Source organism: Sedimentitalea sp., assembly GCF_039973035.1.
Lineage (GTDB): Bacteria > Pseudomonadota > Alphaproteobacteria > Rhodobacterales > Rhodobacteraceae > Sedimentitalea.
In genome coordinates this window covers 148,809-169,911 of record NZ_JBDWLR010000084.1, presented here as the reverse complement: position 1 = coordinate 169,911, position 21,103 = coordinate 148,809, and the positions used below count along the sequence as shown (strand labels likewise).

Here is a 21,103-nt window from a genome sequence, read left to right as displayed (position 1 = left end):
GCGCCACCGGATGGGCTGAACGGCAGGTAGCCGAGCTCGTCGAGGATGACCAAGTCGATTTTTGTGAGCATCTCAGCCATTTTCCCGGCCTTCCCCAGGGCCTTTTCCTGCTCCAATGCGTTGACCAGTTCGACGGTCGAGTAGAAGCGCACCTTGCGTCTGTGATGCTCGATGGCTTGTCCCCGAGGGAACTCTGGCATGAGGCTGAAGGCGAGGCTGAGCGGCTGACCTCAGGCATCGTAGGGGACGTCGAGGCTGCAAGAGACGTCTTGGCCGAGGAGGCCAACGCAACGCTGACAAGATGCTCTATCGAGCGATCAAGACCCCGAAGGCAGAGAAGCCCGAGCCGACCTTGGGAGACGCCTTCGCCCTCTACGAAGAAACCCGCATTGACGACACACTGTTGAATGTCACTGAGAACTGACCCGGTAACCCCCTAAATTGTCACTGAGAATTTACCCATGTGAACACATTGCCCTGACGGTTTTGGTCAGGGAGACATGGAGTGATCGACATGGGATTTTTGAGTGTCATAAGACGCTGGGCATTGCGTGACAAAATGCCAATTCGTGAGATTGCACGGCGCACCGGGCTTTCTCGCAATACCATCAAGAAGTATCTCCGCGAGGATGCGGTAGAGCCAAGGTTCAAGACGCCGTCGCGGCCAAGCAAGTTGGATCCTTATGCGGATCGGCTGTCTGCATGGCTTTTGGCGCAGACGCGTAAGTCGCGTAAAGAGCGCCGGACCGTGAAGCTGATGCATGAGGACTTGGTCAAGCTCGGGTATTCGCCATTGGTCCGAGGACAATGGTCGAGCGAAGACCGCTGTGGATCGTGTTGGGCGCGGCAAGCAACGCGATGTCAACGCACGATTCAAAGCGATGGCCAGCCATTACGTCTTTGAGCCTGAGTTCTGCAACCCAGCAGCAGGCTGGGAGAAGGGTCAAGTCGAGAAGAACGTCCGTGATGCCCGGAACCGGTTGTGGCAGGTCACGCCTGTCTTCAAGGATCTGGAAGAACTGAACCAGTGGCTCGAAGATCGTTGCATCGCCCTCTGGTCGGAGACAGCGCACCGAGAATTGGCAGGTTCAGTCGCTGATGCTTGGAAAGCTGAGAAGCCTATGCTGATGGTTCTACCTCCCGATTTTGACGGGTTTGTTGAACACAGCAAGCGTGTGTCGCCAACATGCTTGATCACTTTCGAGCGCAACCGTTACAGCGTGCCTGCCAGCTTTGCGAACCGCACTGTAAGCTTTCGTGTCTACCCAGAACGACTTGTGATCGTCGCTGAGGGTCAAACCGTCTGCACGCATACGGCTATCGGCGTCTATCCTAGCGCGTTCTTCGTCAGTGCGCCTGTGAGCCGCTACGACGGCTTCAAAAGTTCTCATTTGGGCTGAATGTTCGGAGACCAGAGCGGCCTCCTCACGGGCAACCAGTGGCTTCTGCATGAACGTCTCGCCCAGAGACTTGCCCACATCCTTGGGCCAGCGTCTACGGAAACGCTTGCGACCCTCTGCCAGTTCGTCAATGTGCTTCAACTTCACAATCATCACCATCTTGAAATGTCCCGTTTGTGTCTCGGAACAACGGCGCAAGCCCTTGATAGCTAAAGAAATATGGGTGATCAAGCTGTGTTGATGGAGCGGGTGAGGAGAATCGAACTCCCGTCATCTGGTTGGGAACCAGGTGCTCTACCATTGAGCTACACCCGCAGCGCGGTTGGGGATAGCGCAAGGACATGTACCACGCAAGTTCAAAAGGCCCGGCAATGCTTTGAGCAGGGCTGCACGCAGCACGGCCATCTCTGAACCAGAGCCACAATCACGTATCGTTTGCTTTCAGCGGCTCGCCTGAAACCTTGATTTAGGGGGACAAGCGCGAATTTTTCCCCGTTTCCGGCAGGGTATCGGTCGTTAGGTCCTTAATCATTCGGATCAAACCAAAGCTGGAGACCAACATGACATTGTTCCTGACCAACGCGGCCCGGTTTTTCTTCTTGCTCGGCCCGGTTTCAGACACGCAGGCCTATTGTGCAAAAGAGATGGTCCGTGAAAACTTCGAAGCGCAGCATCAATTGCGATCCGAATACGCTGACCTGTTCGAAGCCGACCTGCGCCGCTCGTCCTCGGCGCTGACCACAAAGTCCTGAAATCCGGACCAGATCACTCTGCCGACAGGTCGTCGAGCTTTGCCTCATAATGCGCCAGCACGAACAAACGGATGGCCGTGGCCAACCCAGCAGTCACGCCACGTTCTTCGTCAATCCGGGCGGCCAGTACGTTGATCGGAATGGATTGCTCTTCAGCGATTTTGCGGAACGCGGTCCAAAACTCGTCTTCAAGTGAAACCGAGGTGCGATGTCCACGTAAGGTAAGCGAGTGTTTTTTGGGGCGCCCGCTCATTCCTCGGCCTTGTGTCCATCCAGATCGCGCCGGGCCTTGTCAGCGCGGGCGCGATCCAGCAGTTTTTCGTCCTTGGTCCGCCCGTACGTGATCGCGTTTTGATCGGCGCGGTCTTTTTTCTCGGCCCGCGCCTTGTCCTTGCGAAAACGGTTCAGGTTGACCGGGTTGGACATCAGTCTTTGGGGCCGACCATCTGCTCGGGGCGCACCACCTTTTCAAAGGTCTCTGCATCCACAAAGCCAAGCGCAATGGCCTCTTCCTTGAGCGTCGTGCCATTCTTGTGCGCCGTCTTGGCAACCTTGGTCGCATTGTCGTAGCCAATGGTCGGCGCCAGCGCCGTGACCAGCATCAAGCTCTCTTTCATCAGCTTGTCGATACGCGGTTCATTGGCATCGATGCCGTTCAACATCCGTTCGGTAAAGCTGTCGGCGACGTCGCCAATCAACTGGATCGACTGGAGCAGGTTGTAGCTCATCATCGGATTATAGACGTTCAGTTCGAAATGCCCCTGACTGCCTGCGAACTTGATCGCGGCGTCATTGCCCATGACATGCGCGGCAACCTGCGTCATCGCCTCGGCCTGTGTCGGGTTGACCTTGCCTGGCATAATCGAGCTGCCCGGCTCGTTCTCGGGCAGGATCAGCTCGCCCAGCCCCGAGCGCGGGCCGGAGCCGAGAAAGCGGATGTCATTGGCGATCTTGTACATCGACCCGGCCACTGTGGCGAGCGCGCCTGACATGAATACCATGGCATCATGGGCGGCGAGCGCTTCGAATTTGTTGGGCGCGGTCACAAACGGCAAGCCGGTGATTTCTGCCATGTTGGCGGCGACGGTTTCGCCCCAGCCATGCTTGGTGTTCAGTCCGGTGCCAACGGCGGTACCGCCCTGTGCAAGCTCATAAATACCCGGCAATGCCGCGTTCACCCGCGCCATGCCCTGGCGGATTTGATGGGCATATCCCGAAAATTCCTGCCCCAGCGTCAGCGGTGTCGCATCCTGGGTGTGGGTGCGCCCGATCTTGATGATATCCTTGAACTGTTCCGCCTTGGCCTCAAGCCCTGCGGCAAGTTTCTCAAGTCCGGGCATCAGCACATCTCGCACGCTCATCGCCGTAGCGATGTGCATCGCAGTCGGGAACGTATCGTTGGACGACTGGCCCATGTTGCAATGATCGTTCGGATGCACCGGGTCCTTGGAACCAATAACACCACCGAGGATTTCGATTGCCCGGTTTGCGATCACTTCGTTGGAATTCATGTTCGACTGCGTACCAGAGCCGGTCTGCCAGACCACCAGAGGGAAGTTATCGTCAAATTTGCCGTCAATCACTTCACCAGCGGCCTGAATAATCGCATCCGCCAGCGTTGCGTCCAACGCGCCAGAGGCCATATTGGCCTGCGCACAGGCCTTTTTGATCACACCCAGTGCGCGCACGATAGCCACAGGTTGCTTTTCCCAGCCGATGGGAAAATTCTGGATCGAACGCTGGGTCTGAGCGCCCCAATACTTGTCTGTGGGGACCTCAAGCGGTCCAAAGCTATCGGTTTCGGTGCGTGTCTGGGACATGTTGGATCTCCGTCAGGTATGCGGTTGCATGCCGTTTATCCGCCACGGGAGCTCGGTGCAATCTGCCATCTGGGCGCAGGGTGAATGCCGAGGGCTGCCTGACGTTATACTTGCATCATTGAGATTGCCGGACGACGTTGTAAGGTAGGATGATCTCGGGAGAACAGGTTCAAAGATGCAATTCGTGAATGCGATCCATCCCGGCTTTGGCCGCGCAGTGCTGGCGCTGATCCCTGCCGTTGTTTTCTGCCTAATGGCGCAGACTGCGGCGGCCGAAATCGGTCGTTTCGTTGGGCATTACGTCGGCTCCGCCGAGGTTATCTACAGCGATGGCACAACCCGTCCGCGCGACATGAGCGTGACCATAGAAAAAACCAAGAAGGGGTTCTCGGTCAAATGGACCACGACAACCTACAAGACACGCGACCGCATCAAAGAAGCAACTTACGAGATCAACTTTGTCCCCACGGATCGCGAGGGTGTGTTTGCAGCGGCGATGAAACGCAATGTGTTCGGGCATGAAACCCAACTGGATCCGATGCACGGCGAACCCTATGTCTGGGCGCGGATCGACGCTGATACCCTGACGGTGTTTTCGCTTTTTGTGAATGACAGTGGCGGTTATGAACTGCAACAGTTCGATCGCACGCTTGCGCCAGGCGGGCTTGATCTGAAATTCACCAGGACCGCGAACGGCAAGGAAACCCGGACGACCGAGGTCTTTCTCGAAAAGAACTAACGACGTTCGTGTATTCCAGAAACATCACGCGACGTCTCAGATACCTTACTTACGGAAACTGTCCAGCGAAACAACTTCGGCATCGACCTTGGCTGCCGTCGCATCGTCTTCCTGCACGTGATCGGTGTTGATCGCAGCCGGAACAAGCGACTCGATATCGTCATCTTCCTCGTCATCCGCGCTCTCAAAGCGCAGGCCGAATTCGACAGACGGATCGACAAAGGTCTTTATCGCGTCATAAGGAATATAGAGAGGCTCGGGCGCATCGCCGAAATTCAACGTCACCGCAAACCCGTCGTCCCCGACATCCAGATTGTCAAACCAGTGCTGCATCACCACGGTCATTTCACCCGGATAGCGGTCGGTCAGCCAATCGGCGAGCTCGACCCCCGGATGTGACGTGTCAAAAGTAATGAAGAAATGATGCGCCCCAGGCAGACCGTTTTCGGCCACATCCTGCAGAACGGACTTGATCAGTCCGCGCATCGCCGTGTGCATCAGGTTTCCATAGTCGATATCGCGGGACATTCATTCTTCCACACTAGAGGGCTGCTGTCAGCATAAGGGATTCGAGCACAAACAAAACCCTGCTACAACCCCAATCTGAACTGCCGACCGTGTGATAAGAATGCTTCGCCACACCCGCGACGACGTTGCAGCATCGGCGACGTGGCGTTTTCACAATGGACACGCTGACTGGAAGCCCGAGGTGTCAGAACAGGTGGTTCCCTGCCCCCTCGGTCAAATGATATGCGGCCCTTTCGCTGGCAATCAGTGGGTCAAAGCATCCGCAAACTGCTCGCGCAAAGTCCGTTTCAGAACCTTGCCCGTGGCATTTAACGGCAGCGCATCGATAAACACGACCTTGTCCGGCACCTGCCAACTGGCAATCTTGCCCTCGAAGAAACCCAACAGTTCCTCTTCTGTCGGCGCCTCTCCCTCAGCTGCAACGGCCACAAGCAAGGGGCGTTCATCCCATTTCAGGTGACGCACACCGATAACAGCAGCATTGGCCAGTTTGGGATGTGCAACGGCGATGTTTTCGAGTTCGACCGAACTGATCCATTCACCACCGGACTTGATGATATCCTTGGACCGATCGCGGATTGTCATGAACCCGTCTGGATCGATGGTCGCCACATCGCCTGTCGCGAACCACCCATCCTGAAGAGTTTCCTGATCCTCCATCCGGAAATAGCTGTCGATCACCCAATGGCCACGCACCAGCAGATCACCTTGCGACTCGCCATCGTTGGGCAGCGTATTGCCATCCTCGTCCACGATCTTCAGGTCCACGCCAAATGGCGGGCGGCCCTGATTCTCGCGCAGCTTGTGCTGCTCCTCGACCGGCAGTTCCCGGTGCTTGGCCAGCGGAATGTTGACCGAACCCAGCGGGCTCATCTCGGACATGCCCCAAGCGTGGATGGTATCAACACCGAAATCTTCGCGGAATTGCGTCATCATCGACGGCGGGCAGGCAGAGCCACCAACCACAGTGCGCTTGAGGCTCTCCAGCTTGCTGCCCATGCCCTTGGCATGCGCCAGCAAACCCAGCCAGATGGTCGGCACACCCAAGGCAAGTGTTACCTTTTCACCGTCGATCAGCTTGACCAGGCTTTCCCCGTCCAATCCCGGCCCAGGCATCGCCAAGCGACTGCCGGCCATCGCCGCGCAATAAGGAACACCCCAGGCATTGACGTGGAACATCGGCACAACCGGCATCACCACATCCATCGCCGTCAGGCCCAGAGTATCAGCCTGGTTCGCGGCATAGGTATGCAACAATGTCGAACGGTGAGAATACAAAACCCCCTTGGGATTTCCGGTTGTTCCCGATGTATAACAAAGGCTTGAAGCGGTATTCTCATCCAGATCGGGCCATGCGAAATCGTCATCTCCGGTCTCGATCAATTCATCATAGAACATGAGTCCCGGCACCTGTTCGGTCAGCGCCTCATCCCGCGGTCCCATCAGAACAACATGCTTCAGGTCGGGCAGATGTTCCCCGAGCTTTGCAACGATGGGCAGGAATGTCGCATCCAGAAACAGGACCTGATCTTCGGCGTGATTGATAATGTAAATCAACTGCTCCGGGAAGAGGCGCGGATTGATTGTATGACAGACGAAACCCGCCCCCGACACACCAAAGTAAATTTCCAGATGCCGCCGGTTGTTCCAGGCAATCGTGCCGCAGCGGGCCTGCGGATCAAGTCCCAGCTTGTTCAACGCCGACCCCAGCTTGCGGGCGTTGCGCGAAACGTCCCGCCAGTTGGTATGGGTCACGCCCCCAGCAGTCTCGACCGACACGATCGCAGTGTCGCCATGATAGTTTGCGGCGTGATCTATCAGCGACGAAATCAGCAGGGGTGCAGTCATCATCTGGCCCAGCATAAGAGGCTCCTCGTTCAATGGTTCTGGCCGGGCACAAGCCCGGGCGCGTTCTGGTCAACTGAGGCGTGTCCGTCTGGCTGACCGCTCTGGTCGCCTGCCCGGCCCGTCTCCTCCCGCGCGCAACCTGCCAAGGATAGCCCCGGTTGGCAATATCGGCTTGTCCTGAAATGGTACTCCGGATACCCGTTTGGCTTATGACCTTGCGTTACCACACCCCGCTGAGCCCCTCCGAACAGACCGCGTTCGGCATCGCCACGCCGCAAACACTGGCACTGGCAGATCGCGTTCGCTACGCCGAACTCGACATTCTTCGGCATGTGAACAACAAATCCTACATGGGATGGTTCGAAACGCTGCGTGTCGCGCATTTCGACAATTTCTGTGCCCGCCATTTCGACGGCGGCCCCGCACCCCGCTTGGTCGTACGCAATGCCAATATGCATTTCATCCGCGAAATGGTGATGGGTGAGGATTATGTCGCAACCGCCCGCGTAACGGCCTTTCGCAACACGTCTTACACGCTTGAACAACAATTGTGGGCGGGCGATCTGCGGGCGACACTCACTGCTGTCATGGTCCTGCTTGACCCGACCGGATCAAACCGTTTGCCCTTGCCCCAAAGTCTCAGGGATCAGTTCACGCACAGCGAAGGCGCAACATCCGACGCCTGATCTCAGTCGTCATTCATGTTTGTTTCAGATACTCTGGGGGTGAACGGTGGAATTCCTGAATTTCACCGGAGGGGGCAGCGCCCCCTGCCCCTCCGTTGAACGATCAGTCCGGAACGTGCGTTGTCACGCAGCGCCGCCGTGGCTGTGCACAAAATCAACCAGCGCCGCCGTCGATCCATCTTTGCCTGCCGCGCTTTGAGTCCCATCCACAACCGGTCCCAGCGACGTCGCAAGTTCCTTGCCCAGTTCAACGCCCCACTGGTCATAGGAATTGATGCCAAGAATGATACCTTCGACAAAAACCCGGTGTTCGTAAAGCGCAACGATCTGGCCAAACACAAATGGCGTCAGCAGGGGATAGACCAGCGTCGTCGACGGCCGATTGCCGGGAAACACCCGGTGTCGGGCTTGACGCTCAAGCTCTGCACCTTCCAATCCCTTGTCCGCCATGCGCGCCCGCGCCTCGTCAAGTGACCGACCCCGCATCAACGCTTCGGATTGCGCCAGACAGTTTGCCACCAACAAACGGTGCTGATGCGCCAGATCGGGTTCGTGCCCCTGTGCGGCGATCATGAATTCGCAGGGCACCACGCCCGTCCCCTGATGAATCAGCTGATAGAACGCATGCTGGCCATTCGTGCCCGGTTCGCCCCAGACGATCGGCCCGGATGGCACGCTCAGGGTGCTGCCATCCATCGCAACGCTCTTGCCGTTGGATTCCATTTCCAATTGCTGCAAATAGGCGGGCAACCGCGCCAATCGTTGATCGTAGGGCAGCACTGCGCGGGTCGGATAGCCACATATCTGATGGTGCCAAATGCCGATCAGGGCGAGCAAGACCGGCAGGTTTTCGTGCCACTCTGCGGCCTGAAAATGCCTGTCCATCGCCTGCCCACCACGCAGGAAGGCATCAAACCCCTTTGGCCCAATCGCCAACATCAGCGACAGGCCAATCGGTCCCCAGACGGAATACCGTCCGCCGACCCAATCCTCGAACCCAAAGACATGCGCATCGTCGATGCCAAACGCCGCTGTCTTGTCCTGTGCCGTGGACAGCGCTGCGAACTGCTTTGCCGGGTCGCCGCCACCTTCCTCCATCCAGGCCCGCGCCGTGCGGGCATTGGTCATCGTTTCGATGGTGGTAAAGGTCTTGGACGCCACGATGACCAGAGTTGTCTTTGGGTCCAGTCCACGCAGCGTATCGGCAACATGCGCGCCATCGACATTCGACACGAAATGACAGCGCGGCCCGTCATGATAGGGTGCCAAGGCCAGTGCGGCCATTGCCGGACCAAGATCCGAGCCACCAATGCCAATATTCACGATGTCCGTGAATGCACCGCCTGCTCCTGTTTTCTCGCCCGAGCGTACGGCATCGGAAAAGACCCGCATACGATCCAGCGTCGCCAGAACTTCGGGCATCACATCAATACCGCCAGAGATCACCGGCCCACCGTCCAGATTGCGCAACGCCGTGTGCAGCACTGCGCGGTCTTCGGTTTCGTTGATCCGCTCACCACCAAACATCGCCGCGCGCCGCCCCGCAACGTCGGCCTGATCACAAAGATCAGTCAGCGCCTCTATCACGGGTGCATCCACAAGCGTCTTTGAATAATCAAACCGCAGATCACCGACCTGCGCGGAAAACGTGTCGGCGCGGTTCGGGTCGGCGTCGAACATTGCCAGAATCTGCCGTGTTCCGACCGTTTCGTGCAGTTCTTTCAAATGTGTCCAGTCAATCATCTCTCACTCCGCCCAGTGTATCGTGATTTCGTCCAGAACAGCCCTCACGGGCGCCTCTTCGGGTGACAGCGTCTGCGCCCGTTCAAGGGCGGCGCGCTTGTCTGCCCCGAATATCACCAGATGCTTTGACATCGCACCGTTCAGCACCCACGCGCTCAGGCTGACCCGTGTTTCCGGCTGCCCTTCGGGGCGCAGAACCGACAGGATCGGCGCGTCTTCGGCAAGTGCCTCAGTCAACCCTGCGACGCCGGGAAATAGCGAGGCCGTATGCATGTCAGCACCCATGCCAAGCAGCAGCACCGATATCGGCAGTTCCGGCGACAGCTGCGCCTCGATCTCGGGAAGGACTGTTTCCGGCTCTTGCGCTGGCGCGTAGAACGGCAACAGCGTCGCCGCGCTTGCGCGCCCGGTCAGCAACCGCGATGCAATCAGGCCCGCATTGCTGCGCGCATCATTCTGCGGCACCCAGCGTTCATCCGTTGCGAAAACACGCACCCGATCCCAATCCAGATCGGCGGCACAAAGCGCATCAAAGATCGGGCCCGGTGTCGTGCCACCGGGAACCGCGAGCGAAGCGCGATCATGGGTGAGCAGAACCGATTCCAGATCGCCCGCAAGCGTGTTCGCCAAATCGATGGCCGCAAGCTCGCGATCCGGGTATTCAACGATATTCATGGTTTGATACCTCGCCAGACACGACCATCGCGACGCAGCAACTGATCCGCTTGGTCTGGCCCGACACTACCACTTTCATACGGTTTAGGCACCTCTCCCCGCGCCTTCCAACCTGCGATCATCGGATCGGCCCAGGCCCATGCGGCCTCAACCTCGTCGCCGCGCATGAACAGGGTCTGGTTGCCCCGGATCACGTCCATGATCAGCCGTTCATAGGCGTCCGGCGGATCGTCACTCTCGGGGCCAAGCGCCTCGGCAAAGGTCATATCCAGCGGCACATCCACCAGCCGCATACCACCGGGACCGGGTTCCTTGATCGTCACCTGCAAGGTGATTCCCTCGTTCGGCTGAAGGCGAATCGATAGCACATTGGCATGGCGACCGGCTTCGGGCCCGAAGATAGAGTGAGGCGCATCCTTGAACACCACGCTGATCACCGAAGAGCGCGCCACAAGACGCTTGCCCGTGCGCAGATAGAACGGCGTGCCTGCCCACCGCCAATTGCTGATATGCGTCTTGAGCGCGATGTAGCTCTCGGTGCTGCTGCGCGGGTCGCCCGCAGCTTCGCGATAGCCGGGATGTTCACCGTCAAGCGCTTCGTATTGGCCCCGCACGATATGGTGCGGTTCGACCTCATCCAGCGCACGGATCACCTTGAGCTTTTCATCGCGCACCGCATCCGGGTCAAACTTGGCCGGTGGCTCCATCGCGATCAGGCACAAGAGCTGCATCAGGTGGTTCTGCACCATATCGCGCATTGCGCCGGCCTTGTCGTAGTACTCTCCGCGCCCACCGACGCCTACGGTTTCGGCGACTGTAATCTGGATGTGGTCCACGTACTGGCTGTTCCAGAGCGGCTCAAACAGCATGTTGCCAAAGCGGATCGCCATCAGGTTCTGAACGGTTTCTTTGCCCAGATAGTGATCGATCCGATAGATCTGACCTTCGTCAAAATGCTGTGCCAACGTGTCATTCAATGCACGCGCCGTCGCCAGATCGTGGCCGAACGGTTTTTCAACCACGATTCGCGACTGATCGGTTGCCATACCGTTGACATGAATGCGTTCCGCAAGATCGCCGAAAAGCGCTGGTGCCACGGAAAAATAGAACGCCCGCACGCAGCCTTCGCGCATCTTGCCTGCCAACTCGACCCAACCATCGGTGCCCCGCGCATCAATTGTCACATAGTCGGTGCGATCCACGAATGCCGCCAGCGCATCTGCCTGCGCATCATCCTCGCCGACAAATTCGACAATCGCATCGCGCACCATGGCCTTATATTCGTCGGTGTCATGTTCGGATCGCGCCGCGCCGATGATCCGCGCTTCCTCCGGCATCTGCCCCGCGCAAAAACGGCGAAACAAGGCCGGCAAAATCTTGCGCCGCGCTAGATCTCCGGTGCCACCAAAGATTACCAGATCAAACGGTTCCACCGGAATGACTCGTGATACCATGACCAGCCCTGCCCTCATGTTTACGTGATTCAAGTCAAATGTTAGCGCTCACATACACTAAAACACGTGCGCATCACAACTGTGTCAATCGCCGCAGTGTCACATTTCTCCGCCGACCTGCGTGGGCTAAACCCGATTCATGAATATCACAACGGAAGATGACAAATGAAAGACCTGGCCACGCAACCCGCCAATGCAGGAAAATTCCAGGACCGTTTTGTCACCGCTGATGGGCAGTCGCGCGCATCTGTGTCGCTCAGCAAACCGGAAACGCTCTGGTTCAACACCGGGACGCAATGCAATATCGAATGCGAGAACTGCTATATCCTCAGCAGCCCCACCAATGATGCGCTGGTCTATATCACCACGGACGAGGTCAACGCCTATCTTGTTCAGATATCCGAGCGCAGCTGGCCGATACATGAGATCGGGTTTACCGGAGGCGAGCCTTTCATGAACCCCCAAATGATCGACATGGCGCGCTCCGCCCTGTCGCGTGGGTTCGAGGTTTTAATACTGACCAATGCGATGCGCCCGATGATGCGCAAATCAGTGCGCGAGGGGTTGCTGGATCTTCAGGACGAATTCGGCGCACGCATGACGCTGCGCGTCTCGCTCGATCACCATGGCAGCGATTTGCATGACGCGGAACGCGGTGCGGGGAGTTTTGCGAAGGCCATAACCGGAATGGAGTGGCTGAGGGATAGCGGCATCCGGACGACGGTTGCTGGTCGCGCCCAGTTCGGTGTCGGCGAAGTGGACAGCCGTGCGCGCTTTGCCGCTCTCTTCGAAAGGAACGGGTTTGCCATCAATGCGCAGGACCCGGCCGAACTTGTGCTTTTCCCAGAGATGGATGAAGAGATAGAGGTTCCAGAAATCACCACGTCCTGCTGGGGCATTCTCGGCAAGCGACCACAGGACATCATGTGCGCCTCGTCCCGTATGGTGGTCAGGCGCAAGGGGGCGGATCACCCTGTCGTTCTGGCCTGCACACTGCTCCCCTACTCGCCAGAATTCGAACTTGGCCAAACGCTCGCCGAGGCCGAACGCGACGTTCAGTTAAATCACCCGCATTGCGCAAAATTCTGCGTTCTGGGCGGAGCAAGCTGTTCTACGTGATCCTGTTCACGCAAGCGCCGGCGAACCTGCGCTATAGTGCAGGGGAATCGCAGCGGAGCATGTGACTTGATACGATTAATAATGAGCGTTCTGGTGTTGGCCCTCGTACCGCTCTCGGCAGCGGCAGAGCGTCGGATCGCCCTAATTATCGGGAATGATGCCTACGAGGAGGTTCCACGGCTCGACAAGGCTGTCGCGGACGCCACTGGCATCGCCGCGACCCTGACCGCACAGGGGTTTGAGACAATCACCGCGACGGATTCAAGCCGCCGACAAATGAACCGGAGCATCTCCGAGTTTACCGGTCAATTGCAGGCGGGTGATACAGCGGTTCTGTTCTTTGCTGGCCACGGGGTCGAAATCGACGGCGAGAATTATCTGTTGCCCACCGACATCGTTGCCCCCACCAGCGGCGAGCGGGATTTCATCAAATCAGAGTCGATCGCGCTCTCTGCTCTGCTCGACCGGGTGCGCGCCACGGGGGCTCGGACGACCATCGCCATCATCGACGCCTGCCGTAATAATCCCTTCCAAAGCACCACCGGACGCAGCATCGGCGGCACACGCGGGCTTGGTCGCATCACCGCGCCACAGGGCACCTTTGTCATTTTTTCCGCGGGTGCCGGGCAACTCGCGCTGGATGAGTTGACCGAAAACGAGGACGCCGAGAATTCTGTCTTCACCCGCTTGCTGCTGCCCCGCCTTGCTCAGCCAGATCTGGAGCTGCGTACATTGGTCGCCGACCTGCGCACAGAGGTCCGCGACCTTGCACGTAGCGTCAATCACCAACAGTTTCCGGCCTATTACGATGAACTGCTGGGCGACTTCTATTTCGCCAGCGCCTCTTCAACGGTGCAGGTCACGATAAACCCTGACACCGGCACGGCCGACACGATGCGCGCCGATTTCGATCTCGCCCGGAGCATCGGCACGCCCGAGGCGATTGAGGCGTTTCTTGACCGCTACGCAGATCGCGAGGACGAATTCACCTATCGCATGGCCTTGCAGCTAAGGGAAAAGGATGAACCCGCCGCCCGCCCCGAGCCGCAACAGAAACCTGAACCCGTAACCCCAAAAACCGATCAAAGGGCGATCATCCGCGAAACTCAAACTGCCTTGAATGCCGCCAAGTGCTCTGCCGGAACCGCCGACGGCGTTGCCGGGCCGCGCACACGGCGTGCATTCCAGCGCTTTATCACCGATACGGGCGCCACCTTGCGAGCGTCCGATCTGGGGACCGAAAAGGCGTTGCAGGCGATCAGACAGCGCGGGTCCCAGACCTGCAGCGCAACAATTGCGGTTCAACCCGACGTGTCGACACCCCAAGCCAAACAAGGCGGTTTCAACATCGCCGGAAACTGGCAATTCAGCGCAAGCTGCCCCCTGTTCATCAAAACCACCGGGTCAGCCCGATACACCCGAACCGGCCCAAATTCCTTCAGCGGCACTGTAAACGACTCGTTAGGGCAAACTGCCAGCACACATGTCACCCTCTCCGGACGCAAAATGAAGTTCGTCATGAACTGGGCATCCGTTACGACCTATGCGACTGGCACATTGGCTGCGGATGGCCGCAGTTACTCCAACGTCGCGTCCAACGGATGCACGGCAACCGCCTGGCGCATCAACTGATCCACCGACACCGCCATCAGGCAGAGGCGTCGTAACGCTGCCATGGCATCAGTGCAGGGTGAATTCACCCACCTGATTGTGCCACTCGCCCGATGACAGCATCTTGCGATGCGTAAAGCGGACGGAATGCAGTGGCCCATCGATTTCCCGCTGCCAGAATTCGACAAACTTGAACAACGCGGGGTGGTCCGGCGCAAGATCATATTCTTGCCAGACAAAGCTGTTGAGAACATGGGTGTAATCCGGCATGTGATAGAACAATTCTGCCGTTGTCAGTCCGTACCCTTTCAGCATCAATTCGGTTTCTGTAGGTTTCATGATTCAACTCGTAAATTGCCTCGATATCTCCATGATCGACAAAAAAAGTTAACTTTCAACAAAAACAGTATGTTAGCAAAACATCGAGGTGGCTGCCAAATGATCCGTCGCAGCACCATTGCACCTTATATGCGTCGTCTGATAAGGTCCGCCTACTACATATAGTCGACGCACAAAAAGTGGGCAAAAAAACGTGAGCGACACGCCGGAACCACCTGAAAATATGGATGAAACACCACCAGAGCGGCCCGTATACGACGGACCCAGCGTGTCCATCGAATCCGAAATGCGCACGTCCTATCTGGACTATGCGATGTCGGTCATCGTGTCCCGCGCCATTCCCGACCTGCGCGACGGCCTGAAACCGGTGCACCGCCGGATTCTCTATGCGATGCATGAAACCGGCAATACGCACGACAAGCCCTATCGCAAATCTGCCCGTCCGGTCGGCGATGTCATGGGTAAGTATCACCCGCATGGTGACAGCGCGATCTATGACGCATTGGTGCGGATGGCGCAGGACTTTTCGATGTCGCTGCCCCTGCTGGATGGCCAAGGCAATTTCGGCTCCATGGACGGCGATAACCCCGCAGCCATGCGATACACCGAAGTGCGGATGGACAAGCCGTCGGCAGCGATCCTTGCGGATATCGACAAGGACACCGTTGATTTTCAGGACAACTATGACGGCAAGGACAAGGAACCCACCGTCCTTCCGGCCCGGTTCCCGAACATGCTGGTCAACGGCGCGGGCGGCATTGCCGTCGGCATGGCCACGAATATTCCGCCGCACAATCTGGGCGAAGTTGTCGACGCAACACTTGCCCTGATCGAGGAACCGGATCTGACCAGCGAGCAGTTGATCGACTATGTTCCGGGACCCGACTTCCCGACAGGCGCGATCATGCTCGGGCGTTCAGGCGCGCGAAAGGCCTATCTCGAAGGGCGCGGCAGCGTCATCATCAGGGCCCGCACCCGCGTCGAAGAGATCAGAAAAGACCGATATGCGATCATCGTCGACGAGATTCCCTATCAGGTGAACAAGGCGAGCATGATCGAAAAGATCGCCGAGGCCGTGCGTGAAAAACGCATCGAAGGCGTCGCCCATGTTCAGGACGAATCCGACCGTAATGGCGTGCGCGTCGTTGTCGAACTCAAGCGCGATGCAACTGCCGAGGTTGTGCTGAACCAACTCTATCGTTTCAGCCCGATGCAAACCTATTTCGGCTGCAATATGTTGGCGCTGAATGGTGGCCGGCCGGAACAGTTGACCCTGCGCCGGTTTCTCACATCCTTCATCGACTTCCGCGAAGATGTTGTCGCCCGGCGTACCGCGTTCCTGCTGCGCAAGGCGCGCGAACGCAGCCACATCCTGTGTGGTCTGGCCGTCGCTGTCACCAACATCGATGAGATCGTCGCCACGATCCGCTCCTCCGCCGATGCCGCCGAAGCGCGGGAAAAGTTGATGACGCGCCGCTGGCCCGCCGCATCGATCATGGAATATATCGCCCTGATCGACGATCCGACGCACACGGCCAACGAGGACGGCACCTATAACCTGTCCGAGACCCAGGCACGTGCAATCCTTGAACTGCGACTGCAGCGCCTGACCCAAATTGGCGTCAAGGAAGTCACCGACGAACTTGAGGAACTGGCCAGCAAGATCAAGGAATACCTTGAGATTCTGGGCAGCCGTGAACGCATTATGGCCATTATCTCGGACGAGCTTCGCGAAGTCCGTGAACAGTTTGCGGTCCCACGTCGCACCGAGATTGTCGAATGGTCTGGTGACATGGAAGACGAAGACCTGATCGAGCGCGAAGACATGGTCGTGACCGTGACCTCGGGTGGTTACATCAAGCGGACTCCACTTGCCGATTTCCGCAGCCAGCGGCGCGGCGGCAAGGGTCTCGCAGGGATGCAGACCAAGGAAGAAGACGTGGTCACCACGCTCTTTGTTGCCAATACCCATACGCAACTGCTGTTCTTTACGACCGAGGGCATGGTCTACAAGCTCAAGACATGGCGTCTGCCGCAAGGCGGACGGACCTCTAAGGGCAAAGCCGTGGTCAATATCCTGCCGATCCCGCCCGGTGTCTCGGTCGCAGCAATCATGCCGGTGGATCGCGACGAATCGGAATGGGCTGACCTGCAGGTGGTCTTTGCCACTTCTGCGGGCACCGTGCGCCGCAACAAGCTGTCGGATTTCACCAACGTCATGCGAAACGGCAAGATCGCGATGAAGTTCGAGGATGAAAACGCCGGAACCACGCTGATCAACGCCCGCATCGCCAGTAATGATGACGATGTGATGCTGGTCACCAATTCGGGCCGCGCAATTCGCTTCCCCGCTACCGATGTGCGCGTCTTTAACAGCCGCAATTCAATCGGTGTGCGCGGGATCAGGCTGAACGGCGATGACCGGGTCGTGTCGATGTCGATCATCCGGCATTTCGACGCCACGTCGGACGAGCGCGCCGCCTATCTCAAACGACGCCGCGCTGTGGCCGGATTGGCGGATGATGCCGACGCGACAGAGGATGAAGAAGCCAACGCGATGGCGACGATCAGCCAGGAACGGTATGCGGAAATGTCCGCGGCCGAAAACCTGATCCTGACGATTTCGGCGCGCGGCTCTGGCAAGCTCAGCTCCAGTCACGACTATCCCGTTCGCGGGCGTGGTGGTCAGGGTGTGGCAGCCATGGACAAGGCGATGCGTGGCGGTGAACTGGTCGCGTCCTTCCCGGTCGAGCTTGACGATCAGATCATGCTTGCCACCTCCAAGGGGCAATCGATCCGTGTGCCGGTCGAGGGCATATCCTTCCGCTCACGCTCTGCCGGTGGCGTCAAGGTCTTTGACACTGCAAAGGGCGAAGAAGTCGTCAGCGTTGCGTGGATTGCCGATCAGGGCGAGCCTGAAGAGGAAGCAGGTGGCGGCGAATAATCAGGCCGCCACACCAATCTGCTTGATCGTCCGGCCCCAGAATCGTGTCATGAGGAACACAGCCGTACAGGCGAGGCCAACCACAAGACCAAGCCATATGCCGACGCCGCCCATATTCTGCACAAAGCCAAGATAGTAGGATGTGGGGATCCCGATGAGCCAGTAGGACATCGCCGCCATTACCATTGGAACCTTGGTGTCCTGCACCCCGCGCAACAGCCCCAGGGCCATCGCCTGCGCCCCATCGACGAGTTGAAACAGCGCAGCAACCGCCAACAGCAGCACTCCGATTTCGAGTATTTCCGGACGGTACGGGTTGTCAGCCTCCATGAATGCCGAGAGCAGTGGAACCGGTGCGAGGAAGAAGACGATCATGGTCAGGGCCGCAAAGACCAGTGACAGGCCAGTCACGGCAATTGCGCCGCGCGCCATATGGGCCCGATCCTGCCGCCCGTAGGCATTGCCCGCGCGGATCGTGGCCGCATTGCACAGCCCCAGATGCACCATAAACGTGGCCGAAGCCACGGTGACAACAATCCCATGCGCCGCCAGCGACAGCGTACCCAGCCAACCCATCATCAGCGCAGACGCCGCAAAGAGACCGACCTCGCTGACAAGCGTCAGCCCGATCGGAGCACCCAGGCGGAACACGCGGCCCATCATCTCCCAGTCCGGGCGCCACAGGCGGAGAAATATCTGGTGGTCAGGCAGACGCCAAGCGGCATAGGCGACGATCGCGATCAACGATACCACCTGCGTCACAAGCGATGCCAATGCCGCGCCAAACAGGCCCAATTCCGGCGCGCTCCAATTGCCAAAGATCAGCATGTAATCGACCACGCCATTCGTGACCGCAGCTGTGATCGTGACCCAAAGAACGACCTGTGTGCGTTCAAGTGCGGCAAGATAGGATTTCAGCACCATCACCAACAAGGCAGGAATGATACCCCAACAGGCCACCCGCAGATACTCTGCGGCCAGTTGCGCCACCAAGGGCTCCTGCCCCAGCAACTGCAGGATCGGGCGAGACCAGATCATCAGCGGAATGACCGCGAGAGCATAGGCAAGCGACAGCCAAAGCCCCATGCGCGTGGCGCGTCGAACGCTTATTTCATCGTCTGATGCTTCGGCGGCGGCGACCATAGGCATCACCGCCAAAGCAAATCCACCGCCAAGAATGAACAGCACGAAAAAGTAGGTTGATGCCAGCGTCACTGCCGCCAGCTCATTAACGCCATACCAGCCCAGCATTACCGTATCGACGAGGCCGATTGCAAACTGCGCAAGGTGCCCCCCGACAAGCGGCAGGCCCAGCACGAGGATGGCCTTGATATGGCCGGGATATGTCATTGCAGCGCTCATAAGAATCCTGCCTTAGGGCAGAACCTACCTCCCCGGCAAGAGCGAGAATGGCGAAAGAGGCCAACCTCCCCGCCGCTGCAATCACATGTGGATCACACGCCCCCACGCATCAAGAACGGATTCGTGCATCATTTCGCTGAGCGTCGGATGCGGGAAAACCGTGTTCATCAGATCCTCTTCGGTGGTTTCAAGCTGGCGTCCCACCACATACCCCTGGATAAGTTCCGTCACCTCGGCCCCGACCATATGCGCGCCGAGCAATTCGCCGGTCTTGGCATCAAACACTGTCTTGATCATGCCCTCGGGTTCACCAAGGGCGATGGCTTTGCCATTGCCGATAAAGGGAAACCGCCCGACCTTGATGTCATACCCAAGCTCTTTTGCTTTGGCTTCGGTAAAGCCGACAGAGGCGACCTGTGGTTGGCAATAGGTACACCCGGCGATGCTCTCTGGTTTGATCGGATGCGGATGCTCGCCCGCGATCATCTCTGCGACCATGACGCCTTCGTGGCTGGCCTTATGTGCAAGCCACGGTGCGCCCGCGATGTCGCCAATCGCATAAAGCCCGTCAACACCGGTCCGGCAATATTCATCGACCACCACATGCGTCCGGTCGATCTTGACCCCTAGTTCTTCGAGCCCGAGGTTCTCGACGTTGCCGACGATGCCAACCGCTGAAATCACCGTGTCGAACTCTTGCGTTTCGGTCTTGCCGCCGATCTCGATATGGGCGGTGACTTTGCCTTTGCCCCGGTCGAGTTGCTTGACCGCGGCCTTTTCCTTTATCGTCACGCCCTGCTTGGTGAATTGCTTTTTGGCAAAGGCGCTGATCTCGGCATCTTCGACCGGCAGGATCCGGTCCATCACCTCGACAACCGTGGTGTCCGCCCCCAGCGTATTGTAAAAACTGGCAAATTCGATGCCGATGGCACCCGAACCGATGACCAACAACTTCTTGGGCATCCGCGCCGGTTGCAGCGCATGCTTATAGGTCCAGACCAGATCACCATCCGCTTCTAGCCCCGGCAATTCACGCGCCCGTGCTCCGGTCGCCAGAACGATATGCTTGGCTGTGAGGTCCTGCTGTCCCTTGTCGGTCTTGACGCTGACCTGACCTTTGCCGGTCAGTGTCGCCTCACCCATCACCGTGGTGACCTTGTTCTTTTTCATCAGATGCCCGATGCCACCCGACAACTGGCCAGCCACCTTTCGGCTGCGTTTGACGACAGCGTCCAGATCATAACCAACCTTGTCTGCCTTGAGCCCGAACTCAGCGGCACGCTCCATCAGGTGAAAGACCTCGGCACTGCGCAGCATCGCCTTGGTCGGAATACAGCCCCAGTTGAGACAGATACCGCCCATATGTTCGCGCTCGACAATGGCGACGCTCAACCCCAGCTGCGCGCCGCGAATAGCAGCGACATACCCGCCGGGACCTGCCCCGACAACGATCATATCATAGGATTTGGCGGCCATTTTTTACCTTGCTGTCAAAAGGAGTTGCATCTGTGCGGGCCAACCTAGCAACTGGCCCCTGCCATTGCAAAGATATCACACCGTCGCGTCAAGATTGCGGTGGCCACCTACAGGTCGCGTGATACTCTGGCCCGGAACAAACCGGAGTGACGTGATGGGAAAGACCCTGAAAGACCTGTTTCTGGCATTGCTGAATGCCACCCTGATCCTGGTGGCGTTGTGTCTGTTTCTGCTGTTAATGGTGGTCAATAAGGCCAACTCCCTGACCGAGACCTTTGCCGAGCACCTTCAGATCGTGGCGCCCCTTCAAGAGAGTGTTCAGAACACTGGCGCTGAAATTGCAGCACTGCGCGCTGATCTGGCAGAGCTGAAAGACCAGTCGGGAGATGTGTCATCGGCGACGATGACGCGCATACAGGGTCGCATGGAAATGATGGAGGCCAGACTGAACGACATGCAGGGCTCGCTGGAAGATCTGCGCGGCGCGCCAGAGCGCCTGCTGAACCAAGCGATCGAAAAGGCCGGAGATCAGGCCGTCATCACAGCGACCCGCATACGGGGCTGTGTTCCGGCAGAGGATATAGCCTCTCCAACGAGCTAGGCGTCA

General features: G+C 58.2%; 19 protein-coding genes, 1 tRNA gene and 2 pseudogenes. 9 read left to right on the top strand and 13 right to left on the bottom strand.

Annotated features, from left to right (window positions below; all coding sequences use genetic code 11):
- A pseudogene (locus ABJO75_RS20565) lies at positions 1 to 179 on the bottom strand (ATP-binding protein); the annotation flags it as partial.
- 122 nt (positions 180 to 301) lie between these two features.
- Here ABJO75_RS20565 and ABJO75_RS20560 point away from each other — a divergent pair.
- A complete protein-coding gene (locus tag ABJO75_RS20560; protein ID WP_348134879.1) occupies positions 302 to 424 on the top strand; it encodes a hypothetical protein in 123 nt (40 codons plus the stop codon).
- Positions 425 to 514: 90 nt separating this feature from the next.
- A pseudogene (locus tag ABJO75_RS20555) lies at positions 515 to 1,313 on the top strand (helix-turn-helix domain-containing protein); the annotation flags it as partial.
- A 328-nt stretch (positions 1,314 to 1,641) separates the two neighbouring features.
- Here ABJO75_RS20555 and ABJO75_RS20550 read toward each other — a convergent pair.
- Positions 1,642 to 1,715, bottom strand: a tRNA-Gly gene (locus tag ABJO75_RS20550).
- A gap of 245 nt (positions 1,716 to 1,960) precedes the next feature.
- On the opposite strand from ABJO75_RS20550, the gene ABJO75_RS20545 reads away from it, so the two are divergent.
- Positions 1,961 to 2,152, top strand: a complete 192-nt coding sequence (locus ABJO75_RS20545; RefSeq protein WP_348134877.1) for a hypothetical protein — start codon at positions 1,961 to 1,963, stop codon at positions 2,150 to 2,152.
- 13 nt (positions 2,153 to 2,165) lie between these two features.
- Here the strand turns inward: ABJO75_RS20545 and ABJO75_RS20540 are convergent, their stop codons facing one another.
- Genes ABJO75_RS20540 through fumC form a run of 3 tightly spaced genes read right to left on the bottom strand, consistent with a single transcriptional unit; the run spans position 2,166 to position 3,972 of the window.
- Positions 2,166 to 2,405: a ribbon-helix-helix domain-containing protein gene (locus ABJO75_RS20540; RefSeq protein WP_348134875.1), complete on the bottom strand. Its 240-nt coding sequence runs from the start codon at positions 2,403 to 2,405 to the stop codon at positions 2,166 to 2,168.
- On the bottom strand, positions 2,402 to 2,578 hold the full coding sequence (locus ABJO75_RS20535) for a DUF4169 family protein (protein WP_348134873.1): 177 nt from the start codon (positions 2,576 to 2,578) through the stop codon (positions 2,402 to 2,404). Before ABJO75_RS20535 ends, ABJO75_RS20540 begins: the two co-directional genes overlap by 4 nt.
- Entirely contained in the window at positions 2,578 to 3,972 is a 1,395-nt protein-coding gene (gene fumC, locus ABJO75_RS20530) for a class II fumarate hydratase (protein ID WP_348134871.1), read from the bottom strand. Before fumC ends, ABJO75_RS20535 begins: the two co-directional genes overlap by 1 nt.
- Positions 3,973 to 4,147: 175 nt before the next feature.
- On the opposite strand from fumC, the gene ABJO75_RS20525 reads away from it, so the two are divergent.
- The gene (locus ABJO75_RS20525; RefSeq protein WP_348134870.1) at positions 4,148 to 4,711 is read left to right on the top strand and encodes a hypothetical protein; all 564 of its coding nucleotides are present in this window, start codon (positions 4,148 to 4,150) and stop codon (positions 4,709 to 4,711) included.
- A gap of 45 nt (positions 4,712 to 4,756) precedes the next feature.
- Here ABJO75_RS20525 and ABJO75_RS20520 read toward each other — a convergent pair whose 3' ends face one another.
- Positions 4,757 to 5,239 carry a ClpXP protease specificity-enhancing factor SspB gene (locus ABJO75_RS20520; RefSeq protein WP_348134868.1) on the bottom strand — a complete coding sequence of 161 codons (483 nt, stop codon included), beginning with the start codon at positions 5,237 to 5,239 and terminating at the stop codon, positions 4,757 to 4,759.
- Between the two features lie 243 nt (positions 5,240 to 5,482).
- Positions 5,483 to 7,102 (bottom strand): long-chain-fatty-acid--CoA ligase, encoded by a 1,620-nt coding sequence (locus ABJO75_RS20515; RefSeq protein WP_348134866.1) that lies wholly within the window; start codon positions 7,100 to 7,102, stop codon positions 5,483 to 5,485.
- 194 nt (positions 7,103 to 7,296) lie between these two features.
- Here ABJO75_RS20515 and ABJO75_RS20510 point away from each other — a divergent pair, with 194 nt between their 5' ends.
- The gene (locus ABJO75_RS20510) at positions 7,297 to 7,773 is read left to right on the top strand and encodes an acyl-CoA thioesterase (RefSeq protein WP_348134864.1); all 477 of its coding nucleotides are present in this window, start codon (positions 7,297 to 7,299) and stop codon (positions 7,771 to 7,773) included.
- 123 nt (positions 7,774 to 7,896) lie between these two features.
- Here ABJO75_RS20510 and pgi read toward each other — a convergent pair whose 3' ends face one another.
- The 3 genes from pgi to zwf are packed head-to-tail and all read right to left on the bottom strand — an operon-like array spanning position 7,897 to position 11,645.
- Entirely contained in the window at positions 7,897 to 9,516 is a 1,620-nt protein-coding gene (gene pgi, locus ABJO75_RS20505) for a glucose-6-phosphate isomerase (RefSeq protein WP_348134862.1), read from the bottom strand.
- 3 nt (positions 9,517 to 9,519) lie between these two features.
- Entirely contained in the window at positions 9,520 to 10,191 is a 672-nt protein-coding gene (gene pgl / locus ABJO75_RS20500) for a 6-phosphogluconolactonase (RefSeq protein ID WP_348134860.1), read from the bottom strand.
- Entirely contained in the window at positions 10,188 to 11,645 is a 1,458-nt protein-coding gene (gene zwf, locus ABJO75_RS20495; protein ID WP_348134858.1) for a glucose-6-phosphate dehydrogenase, read from the bottom strand. Before zwf ends, pgl begins: the two co-directional genes overlap by 4 nt.
- Positions 11,646 to 11,810: 165 nt before the next feature.
- Between zwf and ABJO75_RS20490 the strand changes: the two genes are divergently transcribed.
- Positions 11,811 to 12,764, top strand: a complete 954-nt coding sequence (locus tag ABJO75_RS20490) for a radical SAM protein (RefSeq protein WP_348134857.1) — start codon at positions 11,811 to 11,813, stop codon at positions 12,762 to 12,764.
- 66 nt (positions 12,765 to 12,830) lie between these two features.
- Positions 12,831 to 14,396, top strand: coding sequence for a caspase family protein (locus tag ABJO75_RS20485; protein ID WP_348134855.1), 1,566 nt, complete (start codon positions 12,831 to 12,833; stop codon positions 14,394 to 14,396).
- A 48-nt stretch (positions 14,397 to 14,444) separates the two neighbouring features.
- On the opposite strand, the gene ABJO75_RS20480 is transcribed toward ABJO75_RS20485, so the two are convergent.
- Positions 14,445 to 14,714, bottom strand: a complete 270-nt coding sequence (locus ABJO75_RS20480) for an usg protein (RefSeq protein ID WP_348134853.1) — start codon at positions 14,712 to 14,714, stop codon at positions 14,445 to 14,447.
- 193 nt (positions 14,715 to 14,907) lie between these two features.
- Between ABJO75_RS20480 and gyrA the strand changes: the two genes are divergently transcribed.
- Positions 14,908 to 17,658, top strand: coding sequence for a DNA gyrase subunit A (gene gyrA / locus ABJO75_RS20475; protein ID WP_348134851.1), 2,751 nt, complete (start codon positions 14,908 to 14,910; stop codon positions 17,656 to 17,658).
- Here the strand turns inward: gyrA and ABJO75_RS20470 are convergent, their stop codons facing one another.
- The gene (locus ABJO75_RS20470) at positions 17,659 to 19,020 is read right to left on the bottom strand and encodes an MATE family efflux transporter (RefSeq protein ID WP_348134849.1); all 1,362 of its coding nucleotides are present in this window, start codon (positions 19,018 to 19,020) and stop codon (positions 17,659 to 17,661) included.
- A gap of 81 nt (positions 19,021 to 19,101) precedes the next feature.
- Positions 19,102 to 20,496 (bottom strand): dihydrolipoyl dehydrogenase, encoded by a 1,395-nt coding sequence (gene lpdA / locus ABJO75_RS20465; protein WP_348134847.1) that lies wholly within the window; start codon positions 20,494 to 20,496, stop codon positions 19,102 to 19,104.
- Positions 20,497 to 20,650: 154 nt separating this feature from the next.
- Between lpdA and ABJO75_RS20460 the strand changes: the two genes are divergently transcribed.
- Positions 20,651 to 21,097, top strand: a complete 447-nt coding sequence (locus ABJO75_RS20460) for a hypothetical protein (protein ID WP_348134845.1) — start codon at positions 20,651 to 20,653, stop codon at positions 21,095 to 21,097.
- Positions 21,098 to 21,103 lie beyond the last annotated feature (6 nt).

Coding starts and splice junctions, on each gene's coding strand:
- ABJO75_RS20560 (WP_348134879.1), top strand. CDS start 302: ATGCTCTATCGAGCGATCAAGACCCCGAAGGCAGAGAAGCCCGAGCCG.
- ABJO75_RS20545 (WP_348134877.1), top strand. CDS start 1,961: ATGACATTGTTCCTGACCAACGCGGCCCGGTTTTTCTTCTTGCTCGGC.
- ABJO75_RS20540 (WP_348134875.1), bottom strand. CDS start 2,405: ATGAGCGGGCGCCCCAAAAAACACTCGCTTACCTTACGTGGACATCGC.
- ABJO75_RS20535 (WP_348134873.1), bottom strand. CDS start 2,578: ATGTCCAACCCGGTCAACCTGAACCGTTTTCGCAAGGACAAGGCGCGG.
- fumC (WP_348134871.1), bottom strand. CDS start 3,972: ATGTCCCAGACACGCACCGAAACCGATAGCTTTGGACCGCTTGAGGTC.
- ABJO75_RS20525 (WP_348134870.1), top strand. CDS start 4,148: ATGCAATTCGTGAATGCGATCCATCCCGGCTTTGGCCGCGCAGTGCTG.
- ABJO75_RS20520 (WP_348134868.1), bottom strand. CDS start 5,239: ATGTCCCGCGATATCGACTATGGAAACCTGATGCACACGGCGATGCGC.
- ABJO75_RS20515 (WP_348134866.1), bottom strand. CDS start 7,102: ATGCTGGGCCAGATGATGACTGCACCCCTGCTGATTTCGTCGCTGATA.
- ABJO75_RS20510 (WP_348134864.1), top strand. CDS start 7,297: ATGACCTTGCGTTACCACACCCCGCTGAGCCCCTCCGAACAGACCGCG.
- pgi (WP_348134862.1), bottom strand. CDS start 9,516: ATGATTGACTGGACACATTTGAAAGAACTGCACGAAACGGTCGGAACA.
- pgl (WP_348134860.1), bottom strand. CDS start 10,191: ATGAATATCGTTGAATACCCGGATCGCGAGCTTGCGGCCATCGATTTG.
- zwf (WP_348134858.1), bottom strand. CDS start 11,645: ATGGTATCACGAGTCATTCCGGTGGAACCGTTTGATCTGGTAATCTTT.
- ABJO75_RS20490 (WP_348134857.1), top strand. CDS start 11,811: ATGAAAGACCTGGCCACGCAACCCGCCAATGCAGGAAAATTCCAGGAC.
- ABJO75_RS20480 (WP_348134853.1), bottom strand. CDS start 14,714: ATGAAACCTACAGAAACCGAATTGATGCTGAAAGGGTACGGACTGACA.
- ABJO75_RS20470 (WP_348134849.1), bottom strand. CDS start 19,020: ATGAGCGCTGCAATGACATATCCCGGCCATATCAAGGCCATCCTCGTG.
- lpdA (WP_348134847.1), bottom strand. CDS start 20,496: ATGGCCGCCAAATCCTATGATATGATCGTTGTCGGGGCAGGTCCCGGC.
- ABJO75_RS20460 (WP_348134845.1), top strand. CDS start 20,651: ATGGGAAAGACCCTGAAAGACCTGTTTCTGGCATTGCTGAATGCCACC.